Source organism: Sorangium sp. So ce590, assembly GCF_051521365.1.
In the GTDB taxonomy this organism is placed as follows: Bacteria; Myxococcota_A; Polyangia; order Polyangiales; family Polyangiaceae; genus Sorangium.
This window is the reverse complement of record NZ_CP150346.1, coordinates 8,358,899-8,372,170: the sequence shown is the minus strand read 5'-3', so window position 1 is coordinate 8,372,170 and position 13,272 is coordinate 8,358,899. Positions and strand designations below refer to the sequence as shown.

General features: G+C 69.8%; 12 protein-coding genes. 2 read left to right on the top strand and 10 right to left on the bottom strand.

Annotation, left to right across the window (positions count from 1 at the left end):
• Positions 1 to 152 precede the first annotated feature (152 nt).
• From WMF28_RS31600 to WMF28_RS31570, 7 genes are all read right to left on the bottom strand, one after another.
• Positions 153 to 482: a DUF2325 domain-containing protein gene (locus WMF28_RS31600; protein WP_437597113.1), complete on the bottom strand. Its 330-nt coding sequence runs from the start codon at positions 480 to 482 to the stop codon at positions 153 to 155.
• A gap of 356 nt (positions 483 to 838) precedes the next feature.
• The gene (locus WMF28_RS31595; RefSeq protein ID WP_437597112.1) at positions 839 to 2,233 is read right to left on the bottom strand and encodes a hypothetical protein; all 1,395 of its coding nucleotides are present in this window, start codon (positions 2,231 to 2,233) and stop codon (positions 839 to 841) included.
• 21 nt (positions 2,234 to 2,254) lie between these two features.
• Positions 2,255 to 3,862, bottom strand: a complete 1,608-nt coding sequence (locus WMF28_RS31590; protein WP_437597111.1) for a hypothetical protein — start codon at positions 3,860 to 3,862, stop codon at positions 2,255 to 2,257.
• A gap of 61 nt (positions 3,863 to 3,923) precedes the next feature.
• Positions 3,924 to 4,295 carry a hypothetical protein gene (locus WMF28_RS31585; RefSeq protein ID WP_437597110.1) on the bottom strand — a complete coding sequence of 124 codons (372 nt, stop codon included), beginning with the start codon at positions 4,293 to 4,295 and terminating at the stop codon, positions 3,924 to 3,926.
• A gap of 105 nt (positions 4,296 to 4,400) precedes the next feature.
• Positions 4,401 to 4,829 (bottom strand): GxxExxY protein, encoded by a 429-nt coding sequence (locus WMF28_RS31580; RefSeq protein WP_437597108.1) that lies wholly within the window; start codon positions 4,827 to 4,829, stop codon positions 4,401 to 4,403.
• A 303-nt stretch (positions 4,830 to 5,132) separates the two neighbouring features.
• A complete protein-coding gene (locus WMF28_RS31575; RefSeq protein ID WP_437597107.1) occupies positions 5,133 to 5,759 on the bottom strand; it encodes a hypothetical protein in 627 nt (208 codons plus the stop codon).
• 365 nt (positions 5,760 to 6,124) lie between these two features.
• Positions 6,125 to 7,723 (bottom strand): SAM-dependent methyltransferase, encoded by a 1,599-nt coding sequence (locus tag WMF28_RS31570; RefSeq protein ID WP_437597106.1) that lies wholly within the window; start codon positions 7,721 to 7,723, stop codon positions 6,125 to 6,127.
• Between the two features lie 546 nt (positions 7,724 to 8,269).
• On the opposite strand from WMF28_RS31570, the gene dapB reads away from it, so the two are divergent.
• Positions 8,270 to 8,641, top strand: a complete 372-nt coding sequence (gene dapB / locus WMF28_RS31565) for a 4-hydroxy-tetrahydrodipicolinate reductase (RefSeq protein ID WP_437597105.1) — start codon at positions 8,270 to 8,272, stop codon at positions 8,639 to 8,641.
• Here the strand turns inward: dapB and WMF28_RS31560 are convergent, their stop codons facing one another.
• Together WMF28_RS31560 and WMF28_RS31555 are read right to left on the bottom strand one after the other, a co-directional pair.
• Positions 8,642 to 9,487: a hypothetical protein gene (locus WMF28_RS31560; RefSeq protein ID WP_437597103.1), complete on the bottom strand. Its 846-nt coding sequence runs from the start codon at positions 9,485 to 9,487 to the stop codon at positions 8,642 to 8,644.
• Positions 9,488 to 9,827: 340 nt separating this feature from the next.
• The gene (locus WMF28_RS31555) at positions 9,828 to 10,421 is read right to left on the bottom strand and encodes a transposase (RefSeq protein ID WP_437597102.1); all 594 of its coding nucleotides are present in this window, start codon (positions 10,419 to 10,421) and stop codon (positions 9,828 to 9,830) included.
• A gap of 259 nt (positions 10,422 to 10,680) precedes the next feature.
• Here WMF28_RS31555 and WMF28_RS31550 point away from each other — a divergent pair, with 259 nt between their 5' ends.
• Positions 10,681 to 11,055: a hypothetical protein gene (locus WMF28_RS31550; protein ID WP_437597100.1), complete on the top strand. Its 375-nt coding sequence runs from the start codon at positions 10,681 to 10,683 to the stop codon at positions 11,053 to 11,055.
• 33 nt (positions 11,056 to 11,088) lie between these two features.
• Here WMF28_RS31550 and WMF28_RS31545 read toward each other — a convergent pair whose 3' ends face one another.
• Positions 11,089 to 12,735, bottom strand: coding sequence for a mechanosensitive ion channel family protein (locus WMF28_RS31545; RefSeq protein WP_437597099.1), 1,647 nt, complete (start codon positions 12,733 to 12,735; stop codon positions 11,089 to 11,091).
• Positions 12,736 to 13,272 lie beyond the last annotated feature (537 nt).

The window sequence follows — 13,272 nt, the reverse complement described above, 5'->3', positions numbered from 1 at the left end:
GAAGAATGGAACGTGCCCACGGCCACGCTCTACGGCCGCGTCGTCGAGCACATCGATCTCTCGGTCCCCGAGTTCCAGCGCCTGATGCAGCGCCTCGTCGGCGTGCGCTGAGCCGCTGTGTGGCCCGTCCTCCGCCGGGTCGCCGCCGCCCGTCAGGCGGCTGCCTGCTCGATGGCGGCCCGCAGCGCGGACACGGAAGCGCTGCGCAGGTACACGACCTGAGCGCCGTCCGCCGCGAGGCTCTGCATCTGATCGCGCAGCGCGTGCGAGACCATCGTCACCATGATCACGATGAGCGCGATCCTGCCCACGCCGCGGCGCGCCCCCGGCGGCACGCGGTTCTCGTAATGGCGCAGCGACCAGCCGTGCTTCTCGACCACATCGCGGTAGCGGCTGGACATGCCGCCGCTGCCCCCGATGACCAGCACCGTCTGCTCCTCGCGCTTCCTGTCGACCGCCTGGGAACGCCGCTCCGCCTTCATGCCGAGTCTCAGAGCAAGGCGTAAGCCACGCTTCTCGAGCGGTCATCTCCGCGCAAATCTCGTCGTTCTGATCTATTCCCGGGGATTTTCCGGCAAAATGTCGGTGCGGCGCGGGGACCTTTGTCATCGTGACAGGGCGACCGCGCTGGCTCGGCGGCGCTGCCGATAGGACAAGCGCGGGAGCACCGGCGCTGTGGTAGGGAGAGCAGCCCGCCCTTGTCCTGCCGCGCCATGCCGTCTCCCACAGCACCGCCCAGCGACGCGCCCCCGCCCGGCACCATCGAGCGCTGGGCCTGGGATTACGTCCTCTCGACCGATCTCGAGCACAAGCTCTCTCCGCCGCCCGTGCCCTCCCCTCACGTCGCGCCGGTCGGCGCCGGAGCCTTCTTGTCGTCGGCGCCCCCTCGATTGATCGCGCTGATCTTACCCGCCAGCTCGAGCGCGACCGGCAGCCATTTCTGGTAAGGGACCTCCCGCGCGAGCGATCGAAGCTCGTAGACGTGGCCGACGCTCCGGTGCCCGCGCGGGCCGACCTCCTGCGGCTCCCAGCGCTTCCAGTCCGCCTGCTGCTCGAAGACATACCGGTACTTCTGGGCGACGAGGAGGACCTCCTCGACGAGCGCCGACGCCTTGTACTCCTTCCCTATCCGTTTGTGGAGCGGCAGGCTCGCGTTGGGTTGGACGCCGGCTGCCTCGCACACTCCATGAGCGATCGCCGCCGGTGGAACGATGTCCAGGATGGGAAAGGCTGCCGGCGCCGTGCGGCTCAGGATCGGCACGAAGTCCTTCGGGTGCTCCTTGTAACGGACGTTCCGGAACGTCTCCGCGACGTAGATCGCGAGCAGCGCGATCAGCGATTCGCACGCCGCCTCGACCTCGTCGAGGCTCGGCATGGCCTGGCCGTGGTGCACGTGCACGGCGTCCAGGTACGCGCTCCTGTACGCCGCGCGATACCCCTTCGCGACGGTCTTCGCCCGGTCGAGGATGCCTTCGATCCGGTAGCTCGCCTCGGTCATATGGCCGAGCAGCGGCGAGTTCTTCTCGGTCATCTCCCGCAGCGCGGCGAGCGTGCGGCCGCGCTGGATTCCGGCCGTGAGCTGCGGGTTCCCCTGGAGGGGGAGCTTGCGCGAGTCGAACGTGTAGCCGGCGAGCGCCTTCTCGTCGACGTCCCCCCGCGTGAAGCCCGAGATCCGGCTCGCGGGCGTCTTCCGGTCCTTCGACCGCTCTTTGATCAGGGCCTTGATGAACAGGTCGAGGTCCTCGAACACCGCACGGAGGCCCTCCTGATCGTCCTCTTCGAGCGGCAGGATGTTGAACTCGAGGGCCATGAACTTGCCGTACTTCCGCTTGGTCTGCATGAACGAGACCTTCAGCTCCTCGTGCACCCTCGCGGCGCGCGGGTTGTTGTAGTCGTGATGCTCGTCGCCGGTGGCCTCCCATCCCTTCCCGCGAAAGAACACCATGCCCTTCTTCATGGTGATGGGCCCCTTGACGACCCAGTTGGTCTCGAACTCGAAGCCGATCTTCCGCTGCACGGCGCGCGCCCCCGCCGCCGGTCCGGTCGTCGCCGCGTACCGCGTCGACCGCTGCGCCACCGTCGCCGGGTGCGGCGCTTCCTTCCGCTGTGCCACCGTCGCCGGGTGCGGCGCTTCCTTCCGCTGCGCCACCGTCGCCGGGTGCGGCGGCGCCGATCGCGTCGACAGCGCGGGATGCGGCGGGCGCGCCGCGCGGGGGGGAGATCGATCGGTCATGGCGTCACGCTCGCGGAGCCGTCATGGAAGCGCACGCTTCACCTGCACGCCACCGGCAGGCCGGAACCCAGGCCACTCCCCCGCCGCCCGGAAGCACCCGAGGGCCTCCTCGATCTGCCCTGTCGCGAAATGGCAGAGCCCGATGTTCCAGCGCGCCCGCGGATCGCCGCCCCAGAGCCGCTCCGACGCCTCGAACATCCGGATCGCCGCCCCGTGCTCCTCGAGCGCGTGGAGCAGGAGGCCGAGCTCGAACGCCAGATCCTGCTCCTCCCCGATGAAATAGTAATTGTCCCACACCGCGTGGATCGCCCGCGTCACCTCGCGCCGCGCCCCCTCCGAGGCCCCCTCGATCCGGCCCCACAGCGCGGCGAGGCAGTCGCGCAGGATCCGCGGGTCCCACCGGCTGAGCCGCAGGAGCGACGTCAGCTGATCGAGATCGAGCTCGCCGTAATGGTCCTGGATGCCCCGGCGCAACGCGAAGAAATCGCTCGCCCCGCCCTGCTCGAACGCCCGCGCATACGCGAGCGCCGTCTCGGCGTACGCCGTCGGGTGCTCGCCCAGCAGGAACACGGCCACCGCGAGGTGCGGCTGCGCGTGGGACGCCGCGAGCACGCGCCCGCCCGCGCGCCGCGTGTACGCGCCGACGGCGTGGTAGTTGACGGGGAACGAGAAGCTCCCGTGCGTCGCCATCCCGAGCGCGTCGAGCTGCGCCGAGGGCGTGAGGCCCACGCCGCCTCGATCCCCCGAGAGCAGCAGCACCCGCCCGCGCGACAGCTCGGCGAGGCGGCGGAGACACCCGATCGCGGCCGAGGGGAAGAGCACCGCCCCCTCCACGCTGCCCGCGTAGTCGGCCAGGATCGCGTCGAGATCCGGATCTCCGTAGTACGCGAGCGGCGCCGGCCGGAGCTCGTAGCCGACGGTGAGGCGCTCGATCAGCGCCGGATCGGCCGGATCCGGCGCGCGCTCGGGCAACGACAGCGCGACGCACACCTCCTCCAGCCGACCGCCCTTGAACGAGAACCCGTCCTGCGGGATCCCGTCGAACACGTAGTTCGCCACCACCGCGAGGGGATCCGCGAGCCCGCCCGGCCCGAGCGTCTCGCCCGCCTCGAGCAGCCGGATCTCCCGGTCGCGCTCCGCGTCGAAGATCGCGAAATCGACGAGCCCTTGCGCCACGAGGGGGCGGAGCGCCTCGTGCGCCCGGTAGAAGGCGACGTTGGTCTCGGTGAAATCGGTGAGCACGTACCGGAACCGCAGCCCGCGGAGCGGCGACTGCTCCACGATCTCGCGGAGCGCGCGCACGAGCAGGTACGCGAAGCGCCCGCTCCCGGCGCCCAGCTCGACGAGGGTCAACGGCTCGCCCGGCGCCGGTCGCGAGGCCACGCAATCGCGCAGGAAGCCGAAGAGCACCTCGGCGTAGGCGTGCGCGAGCGCCGGGTTCGTGGTGACGTAGCAGGGGACGCTCGACGAGCTCCACGCCTCGACGCCCCGGTCGTGGAAATAGCGCCGCTGCAAGCCCCACAGCGCCGACTGCGAAAGCGGCCGCGCCCGCTCGAGGACGAACGCCTTGCCGCTCTCCGGCGCCTCGTCCTCCTGCGACGCCGCCGCCGTGCGCTCCGACGCCATCATGGATCGCCTTTTCGCTCGCGCGCGCCCCGCGCGACATGCGCGAGCCCGCGGCCGCATCGTCCTACCAGGGCGCCGGATCGAGCGCCAAGATCTCGGCGTGGATCACACGCGCGCACGTCGACGCATCAAGCCGCTTCTCACGACAGAACCGGTCTGCTCCCCTGCGCTTGAATGCTCCGGCGGCGTCTGGGCTGAGATCAACGACGAACAGCGCGCGCCCTCGCTCGACTACGGAAGCGCAGATCCGACAGAGGCTCATCAGGCCGCCTGGTGTCGGTGGAAGCGCCACGCAGACCGGCGGCCCATCAGAACGCGCAAGCTCTTCATTGAGATCGGTGGACGGTTCTCCACCCCAGTATCCAACGCGCGCAGCACGATGACGTTTCGGATCGATTCTTGATGGCCCCAGGAGGAGATCGTCATCGTCGACCACGACGGGGGATGCAACCTTGGCTAGCACTACTGCGGGAGGTTCGTCGCGGAAAGAGAGGAACCGCCAAGAACGCCAAGAACGCCAAGAACGCCAAGAACGCCAAATTTACGGGGAATGAACCACGCGCCTGACACCGGTACGGAGGAAGGCCATTTTGAAGGTGATCAAGAGGCCAAGCCGTAGTCTTGCCGCCTTGAGATACGACAGGAGCTGCGCAACGTGGATCGGGGCAATGCCCTCGGTGGCCTTGAGCTCGACGACGAGCTGACCATCCACCACGAGATCCAAACGAGCCTGGCCCACCAGATTCCCCTTGTAGTCCACGCCGATGGGCACTTGCCGGGCGAACGGAATGCGGCGCAAGGAAAGCTCGACGCAGAGCGCTTCCTCGTAGATCGCTTCGAGGAAGCCAGGGCCGAGAGTTCGGCGCACTTCGAGCGCGGCGCCGATCACGCAGTGGGCGAGGCGATCCAACTCCGCGTCGGGCTCGCTCCTCACTTCTTCCTTGGCGTCCTTGGTGTCTTGGCGGTTCATCTCGTGTCTATCGACACAACCCCACCTTCAGTTGTGCACTCCGCCGCAAAAGAATGCAGTCGACCCTTTGGAGAGTGTGGGATCCCTCGACGGTGACACAGAGGGCATCGAGGGAGTGGTCCTCCCCCGCTTCCGCGGACGCCCTGGTGACGCCGTGGCGGAACTGCGGACGCCACAGGGAGCGGCGAGAAAGGGAGCGGCGAAGGGGCTCCTGCATGTTGGCACGGAGCCCGCCGGGTTGCGCGGCCATGATCTCGGACCGTAGAGCAGGCGTCTCGCCTGGATGCCCGGCGGCAGCGCGGGTCACCTCGGCAGCTGCATCTTGATCACCATCCACCAGACCTGGCCTTCCTCGATCCAGCCGTTGAAGGTCTTCACGTCGATGCCGCCCGCGCCGGTCGCACCCAGCCCGATCGACATGTTGGAGAGGGATTTGGGGTAGAGTGCCTTCTCCCACTTCTCGAGCCCCTTTTTCTCTCCGTGGTAGCCCTCGGGCTTCCCCTTGCTCAGCTCGTCCCGTATCTCTTTCACGACGGCGTCGTCCTCGATGTAGAACTCCACCAGATACCTGTACAATTCATTCTGGTCCTTCACCTTGTTGCCGATGAGACCGGACGAATAGCGAGGATTCCCGGTGAGTCCTCCGAAGGATCTGGTCTCGGGGAATTTGCCCCCGTTCTCCAGGAATGCAGCGAACTGCGTCTCCGAGAAGGCACGATAAAGGTATGTCCCGTAGTCACTCTTCTTCGTGAATTCGCTGTTTCGCCCATAGACGGTCTCCGTCTTCGTGTCTCTGCTATGGGTGAACAGCTTCTTCAAGAACTGGTGGCCGCTGGACTTGCCATCGGATTTGATGGCGCCGGGGTCCGGCTTCCTGTCTTGCTTGACATCCTTCGTGTCGCTGGACGGGGCAGTTTCGGCCCTCTGCACGGCGAGGGGCCGCTGCGCCACGCCGAGGAGCGTGGCTGGGTGCGGCGGCCGGGTCCCCGGAATTCCAAACGGCAAAGGCCGCGGCTGCATCGTCGCCGGATGGCGCGGTCTCCCAGGCGCCGTCTTCGACTGCGGGGGATCGTTCCCCGGCAACGTGGCGGAATGCGGCGGAGTCTTCGACGGCCCGAGCGGCACCTCGCGTCTCTGCAGCGCCGCCGGGTGCGGGGCGCGCGGCGCCGCGGTCGTCGCCGGATGCGGCGGCAGCGCCCCTGTTTGCTCGCGCGGCTGCAGGGTCGCCGGGTGCGGCGGCAACCGCGGATCCCTCCGGTTTCCAGCGCCCATCCGTGCCTCCGCCTCCCGCTCCCTCACGACGCCGCGCGCGCTGCCCCGCGCGGCCGTTCCTCGTCCCGCGCCACCGCGCGGATCTGTACGCGCAGCGCCCGTCCTCCGGGCAGATCCGGCGCTTCGGCCAGCGCCGCGTCGATCCACCGGAGCGCCTCCTCGCAACGCTGCTGCCCGAAGGGGCAGTACGCCAGGTTGTAGGCGGTCTCGGGCGATGGCCCGTAGAGCGCCTTCGACTGCTCGAAATAGCGGATCGCCTCTCCGAGGTATCCGAGCTCGCGCATCCACACTCCGAGGTGGAACGCGAGATCCCGCCCTTCGCCGAGCTCGTAGTGGAGCTCCGATATCCGCCGCGCCAGGCGGAAGCACACCCGCCGCTCTTCGCCAGAGATGCCGGACGTCGAGGACGAGAGCTCGATCAGCCGGTCGAAGACATCCAAGAACAGCTTCCCGTCCGCCTCGCCGAGCGCCAGCGCGGCCAGGAGGTGCCGGAGGTTCATCGCCTCGCGCGCCGCCTCGACGCTCTTCTTCATCGAGAACCAGCCGTCGGGCCCGAAGCCGGAGACCGCGTCGGAGAACGCCGCGATCGTCTCCGCGCCGCCCGCGGGCGCGCCGATCAGGAAGGCGCCGACGCACAGGCTCTGCGACGGCTGGGGCGGGAAGAGCGCGCGCCCGCCGGCGCGTTCGATGTACCGGCGGATGGCGTGGTAATCGACCAACAGCGAGACGCTGCCGTGGCGCGCGATCTCGGGCTCGGAGCGGTCGAGCAGCTCTTCTTCGTGGCAATACCCCTTGTCGGCGGACAGGAGCAGCAGGCCGCCGCCCGCGAGCCGCGCGAGCGTACGGACGCACGCGAGCGAGGCGGTCGGGATCTGGAACGCGCCTTCGCCGAACACGTCGCGGTAGTGCTCCACGAGGAAGCGGAAGTCGGGGTCGAGGTCGGGCTCGCCCGTCACGGGGACGTGCTCGTACGCCGCGTGGATCTGATCGAGCGGCGGCGGCTCTGACAGGTCGCCGAGCGGGCCGGATGCGCTGAGGGTGACGCGGGCCTCGAACAGGGCGCCGTCCTTCAGGCGATAGGCGTCCTGCGGGAGGCCATCGAACACATAATTGGCGATCGCGACGAGCGGCCGCGCGTGTGAGCCCGGCGCGAGCTCGGTCCCGGCGATCTCGAGGTGGATGGCCTCATCGCGCTCGGCGTCGAAGAGGGCCACGTCGAGCACGCCGGCGTCGAAGAAGGGGCGGAGCTGCGGGTGGGCCCGCCAGAAGGCGAGATTGTTGGGCGATACGTCGGTCATGACGTAGCGGATCGGGGCGCCATCGAGCAGAGGGACGCGCGGCTCGGCGAGGAGCTTTTGGAGGAAGTGGTAGGCGAAGCGGCCAGAGCCCGCGCCGAGCTCGACGATGGTGAGCGGCTCGCCCGGCGCGAGCGTCCTGGCGGCCGAGACGTCGCGCAGGAAGCCGGTGACCACGCGCGCGTAGGAGGCGGCGACGAACGGGTTGGAGGTGATGTAGTGGGGGACTTGGCCCTTGCGCCAGGCATCGATGCCGGTCCGCTCGAAGTACGCTCGCTGGAGCTTCCACAAGAGCGAGCGCGACAGGCGCTCGGCGCGCTCGAGCACGGCGGGCTCGGAAGGGGCGCTGGGCTCGGAGGAATCGGCGAGCAGAGAGGTCTCGCAGGGCCCGGCGTCCGGGCACGAGGCGTCCTTTGATGTCTCGCATGGCTCGCATGGCTCGCAAGAGGCCTCGTGGTTGGAGGCCAGCGGTGGCCGCTCCACCAGGACAGGCGCTAGCGACGAGAGCAGGGAGCCGTTCATGCGCAGTACTCCTCCACGTCAGCCGCAATGTCACGGGGCGGAGGAATGGGCCAAGAATCCGTAAATCATGCCAGCCGCGCGCCACGCACGGCGCCAGGCCACCGGTCGAGAGCGCTTGGGCGGATAGGACAAGCAAACGCGTTCCGCAAAGTCAAGATTCTCGGAGCCGTTCCCGACTCGTGCAGTCCGACGGTACGAGCTCATTGACAGAACGGGCCTTATGCGATCAGGCAGGTCTTCCACGCCTGAAACGCCTGGGATTACCGCGACGTAGCACCAAGCAGAAGGCATCCTACCGTATAGCGGTACCCTACTGAGCGTGCAGGTGCTCGCCGAGATCGTGCGGAGGCGGTGCGCAGGCTCGGCCCCGGGTTCGACGTGGAGATCGTCGAGACACACCACAAGGCGAAGGTGGACTCGCCGAGCGGGACGGCGACGCGGCTCGCGGACGCCGTGCGGGACGCGCGCAAAGGATTGCGGACGGTGACGGGGCGCGAGGGCAACGTGGGGCCGCGGGCGGAGAGCGAGATCGGCATCTTCGCGGTGCGCGGGGGCGACGTGATCGGCGATCACACGGTGCATCTGCTCGGCCCGGGCGAGCGGCTCGAATTGACGCACCGGGCGACGAACCGGGACCTGTTCGCCCGGGGAGCGCTGCGGGCGGCGAGGTATCTGTTCGGCAAGCCCGCGGGGCGGTATTCGATGGCGGACGTGCTCGGCTGATCAATCCCTCGCCGAGAGCACGTCGAAATCGGCCGCCTCGAAATGGGCCGTGTCGAGCCCATTCGTGACCCAGGCGCCTCGCAGCCCGAAATCGTCCCGCATCCCTCGATAAGCGTGCACGTCGGTGAGGCTCGGGGCGACGCCGCCCTCGTAGTTGTTTTTCGTCTCCTCGGTGGTCCACATGCGATCGCCGGGGACGCGGTCGAACAGGAACGGATGGTTATGCAGGTGCGCGAACGGAACGAACCCGCGCCCGAGATCGGCGACCACGCGCTCCTTCACCTCGCCGCGTAGTTTCCCGCCCACGCGATCTGCCCCTGAATAGTAGACCCTTACGCGGGCCTCTCCGCGCAGGATGTACGCGCCGAACTCGGTCGGGTGCTCGATCATCGGATACCTCCGCGCCTGGCGCTGGAAGAGGCGCCATTCGAGGCACGAGATGGGCTGCACGGCGCCCGCTTTCCCGTCGAGGATGACGTTGACGTTCTCGATTTCGCGGTATCCGGGGGGCCCGGTCATCACCTTGCGCGCGCGCTCGAGCAAGGCGCGCTGGGAGAGCCCCTCGTCGCTGCCGACCTTGGCGAGGAGGCCCGCGCGATAACGATCCCGCTCCGGATCCGGCGGCGCGGGGGCCCAGAGGGCGGGCTCGTCCGGGAGATCGAAGACCTCGTGCAGCTCGCCGGGAATGGGGTCGGGGACGGCGATTCGTTCGGGGTTTTCGGGGAGCGATGGGCACGCGAGGGGAGGAGCCGGAGGCTCCGGCCTGGGAGGGGGAGGAACGGGGACCGCGGGCGTGTGGCAGGCCGTGATCAGCAAGGCGAGGAGTGCGAAGAGGCGTACACGCATGGGCGGTTCGAGGCGACGAGGTTCGCGGATAGGACAAGCAAACGCGTTCCGCAAAGTCAAGATTATCGGAGCCGTTCCTGACTCGTGCAGTCCGACCGTACGAGCTCATTGGCAGAACGGGCCTTATGCGATCAGGCAGGTCTTCCACGCCTGAAACGCCTGGGATTACCGCGACGTAGCACCAAGCGGAAGGCATCCTACCGTATAGCTGTACCCTACTGAGCTCGTCCAAACGGCCGCCGTCGCGGTTCGCGGCGCGTCGTGATGGCCGGCGCACGCACCTCAGGGCAGACTTCCCCCCGGCCACGTCGTCGAGCAGCGTCCCTCTCTGTCAGTTTCGTCACGCGGGGTCCGCCGGGTACCGCGCGCGGCACTCCAGCGGCTCGGCGAACAGACCGAGGTGGCTCAAGATCTTCCTCGCCGTCGCCTTATCCGTGATCGCGGCCATGAGTCGCATCCGTCCGCTGCATCGCGGGCACGCGAGAACATCTACGGCGTAAGTCCGCCGCAAAAGCTTCGCCCATTCGACGCGAGGCGACGTCGCCAGAAGGAGCCCATCCAGCAGCCGATCAAGGTGCCGGACCGAGATTCCCTCCGACACGAATCCAACATCAGCCCACGGCAGCACAGCGCCCAGCGCAGTCGACACCCGCTCGCGCTCGACCTCGCCATGCACCATCGTCAGCAGCGCCCCAACCGCCACGTCCCGAGCGCCTCGCTCCGACACTGCCGACGGCGCCGCCTCCCTTCGCTCGCCTCCTCTGCGCGACGGCTTCGCCATGCCTCTTGCCCGCCCCTTCGGCGCCTGCCTCGTCGGCATGGGCGTGATCGTCGTCTTCTTGTCATCGCTGCCCGCGCTATCAGCTCCGGCGCGCTGCTCGCCCTTACACGCCTTCCCCGTCGCCTCCACCACGTGCGCCGCCGTGTTGCACATGCGCCGTGCTCCGCAGCTCGGGCAGAGACCGTGTCCCTTACATCGCCCTCCGGGCGTTGGTCTGGCCCGGGATGTTCTTGCGGCGACGCGGCGTGTCCGAGCGCCTTGCGGCGCAGGACGGTGCTCTTCAACGCTCGGGGCTCCGGGTCGCCTGCGGCGCCCTGCGCCCCGAACCCCCAGCAGTGCGGCCGCCGCGTCGGCGCTGGGTGAGCGGCCTGGAACGTCGGTCGGCTCACCGAGCGCGGTGAGGAAGCGGGCGATGTTGCTCGGCTCGGCGATCATGGCGGCGAGCTTCATCGAGGAGCGCGACCGGCTGCGGGCGGTGGTCGCTGTCTCGCACACGGCCCGCCCGGGGAACGTGGCTGCGCAGTACTTCTCGGTGATCCTCGGCGAGACGTGGCAGGGCCGCTTCGATCAGGAGGACCTGAGGCCCGGAAAGCGCGTGCTCACCGCCGAGGCGACGTTCGACGAGGCGGAGGCGTTCGCGCTGCTCGCGACGCACGCGCTCGACGCCGGGGTGGCCACGCGGTTCTTCGACGAGGAGACCCGGCTCTCGCGCGACATCCTGGCCGACGCGGCGGAGCGGATCCTCGCAGGGATGTTCCACGAGGAGCCGCAGCCGGTGGAGACGTAGGCCCGCGCAGGGCGCCGACGGGGCGCCGCCGGCTCACGCCGACGCGATCCCCCCCGTCGGGCCCGAGGCGCCCCGCGGCTCGCCCTCTCCCTCGATCGCCACGCGCGCCCGCGGCAGGTACCGCCCGCCCTCCAGCGACGTCAGCCGCTTGATGAGCCCCTCGCGCACCGCGCAGCGCAGGTCCCAGAGCTTGCCCGACTCGGCGGCCGAGACCAGCGCCCGGAGCGCTAGGGTCTGCGCCGTCGCCTCGACCACGACGAGGCCCGCGACCTTCCCGTCCCAGTTCGCGTTGGCCGCGCACAGCCGCGCGACCTCCGCGCGCATCTCGTCGATCGGGACCGTGTAGTCGGCGTGGATAAAGACCGTGCCGAGCAGATCCGGCGATTCCTTCGTCCAGTTCTGGAACGGTTTCTCGAGGAAGTAGGTGATCGGCACGACGAGCCGGCGCAGATCCCAGACCTTCACGACCACGAACGTCAGCGTGATCTCCTCGATCCAGCCCCACTCCCCCTCGACGATCACGGTGTCGCCGATGCGGATCGGCTGCGAGAAGGAGAGCTGCAGGCCGGCGAGCAGCGTGGCGATCGACTTCTGCGCCGCGAAGCCGACGACCACGCCGGCGATGCCGGCGGAGGCGAGCAGAGAGACCCCGACCTTCCGGACCACGTCGAACTGGAGGAGCACGAGCGCGACGGCCACCACGCCCACGAGGGCGTTGGCGATGCGCCGCAGCATGGCGACGCGGGTCTTGCTGCCCCGCGCGAGCGCCATGTCCGTGACGCTCGTGGTCACGCGCTCGGTCACCGTGTCGCTGGCGAAGCGCACGAGGCGCGTCGTGAGCCACGCCGCGGCGGCGATGAGGAGGGTCTGGAGGAGCGTGTCGACGACCTCCTGCGCGGGGGCGGCCAGGCGCAGCGGCCTGACGAGGCCGCTCGCGAGCGCCAGCGTCAAGAGCGCGCGCAGCGGCGTCCGGACCCCGTCGAAGAGCTGGTCGTCCCATGGCACCTCCGTCTGCCGCACGAGCCTGCCGACGGCGACGGAGACGAGGCGGCCGAGCAGCAGGCCGCCGAGCGACGACGCGGCGAGCGCCGCCACGAGGCCGAGCCACTGCCAGGCGGCGAGCCCCAGGAAGCGCACCCGGGAGAGCACCGCCGGCAGCCGCTCGGCGATCGGCCCCGGACCGAACGCCTCGTGCAGCTCGGGCACGGCCGCGATCGTCGACCGCGAGACGAGCCAGAGCGGCGCGCCGCCCGGGCCGGCCGCGCGGCTCAGGACGATCGGGATCCCGGTGTCCCCGAGCGGGATGCGCCCGACCTCGTCGCGGCCGGGCCCGTCGGCCGGGTCGCCCTCGGGCTCGTCCGAGAGCTCCTCCCACGCGTTCCAGAGCCGCTGTTCGAGCACGAACGTGAGCTGCGCGGCGAGCTCGGGCCCGCGCTCCGCCTGCGCGGCGCGCGGGACGGCGGACAGGTCGAGCGCGTACGCCGCGACGTCGTGGCGCCCCTCGCGCGAGGCGTCGATGAGCAGCCGCAGGGCGCGCCGGGGCGTCGAGCGGTCCGCGTCCGCGGGGGCCGGCGGCAGGCCGTCCTGCGGCCCCGCGACCGCGCGCGTCGAGAACATGAGCATCGCGGTCAGCAGCGCGAGCAGCGCCGCCGCCGCGATCCCCGATCGGGTTCGCTTCACTTCGTCGATCTCCGGGATCTGGTACCGAGCACACGGCGGCGGGACACGTGCTCGTCCCGGGCCGAACCGGCCGGGATGCTTCGCGCATATTACTTTGAAGTCAAACAAACTCGAGCGCGGCGCGCGCCGGCGCCGGTCCGGCGGGACGGCGGCTCACGTCGTCTGCGGAGGTGCCTGGAGCGGCTGTACGCCCGGCGACGGCGCGGCCGGCGGCTGTGCGCCCGGCGGCTGCGCGCCCTGGGGCTGCGCGCCCTGGGGCTGTGCGGCCCCAGGGCGCGCGACGGCGGCCGCGCCCCTCGCGGCCCGGGCTCGCCCCTCGACGATGGACGCCGCCCGCGTCTCGAACAGCGCGCCTTTCGCGACGGCATATGGGCTCCTCTTGGAGGGCGCGCGCCACGGCGGTCGTCCCGGTCGGCGCGGCGCGCAGGTCTGCGCAGGGCGCAATCAACGACGGTGCCCGCGGCCGAACGCCCGGACACACGCGGTCCGGCGACGCGCGAGGAGCGGTGGCTGCGCAATGCATCGCCGCAAGCCGCT

Bases quoted from the DNA above. Each gene is read 5' to 3' on its own strand.
- WMF28_RS31600 (WP_437597113.1), bottom strand. From the start codon at position 482: ATGAAGGCGGAGCGGCGTTCCCAGGCGGTCGACAGGAAGCGCGAGGAG.
- WMF28_RS31595 (WP_437597112.1), bottom strand. From the start codon at position 2,233: ATGACCGATCGATCTCCCCCCCGCGCGGCGCGCCCGCCGCATCCCGCG.
- WMF28_RS31590 (WP_437597111.1), bottom strand. From the start codon at position 3,862: ATGATGGCGTCGGAGCGCACGGCGGCGGCGTCGCAGGAGGACGAGGCG.
- WMF28_RS31580 (WP_437597108.1), bottom strand. From the start codon at position 4,829: ATGAACCGCCAAGACACCAAGGACGCCAAGGAAGAAGTGAGGAGCGAG.
- WMF28_RS31560 (WP_437597103.1), bottom strand. From the start codon at position 9,487: ATGCGTGTACGCCTCTTCGCACTCCTCGCCTTGCTGATCACGGCCTGC.
- WMF28_RS31555 (WP_437597102.1), bottom strand. From the start codon at position 10,421: ATGTGCAACACGGCGGCGCACGTGGTGGAGGCGACGGGGAAGGCGTGT.
- WMF28_RS31550 (WP_437597100.1), top strand. From the start codon at position 10,681: ATGTTGCTCGGCTCGGCGATCATGGCGGCGAGCTTCATCGAGGAGCGC.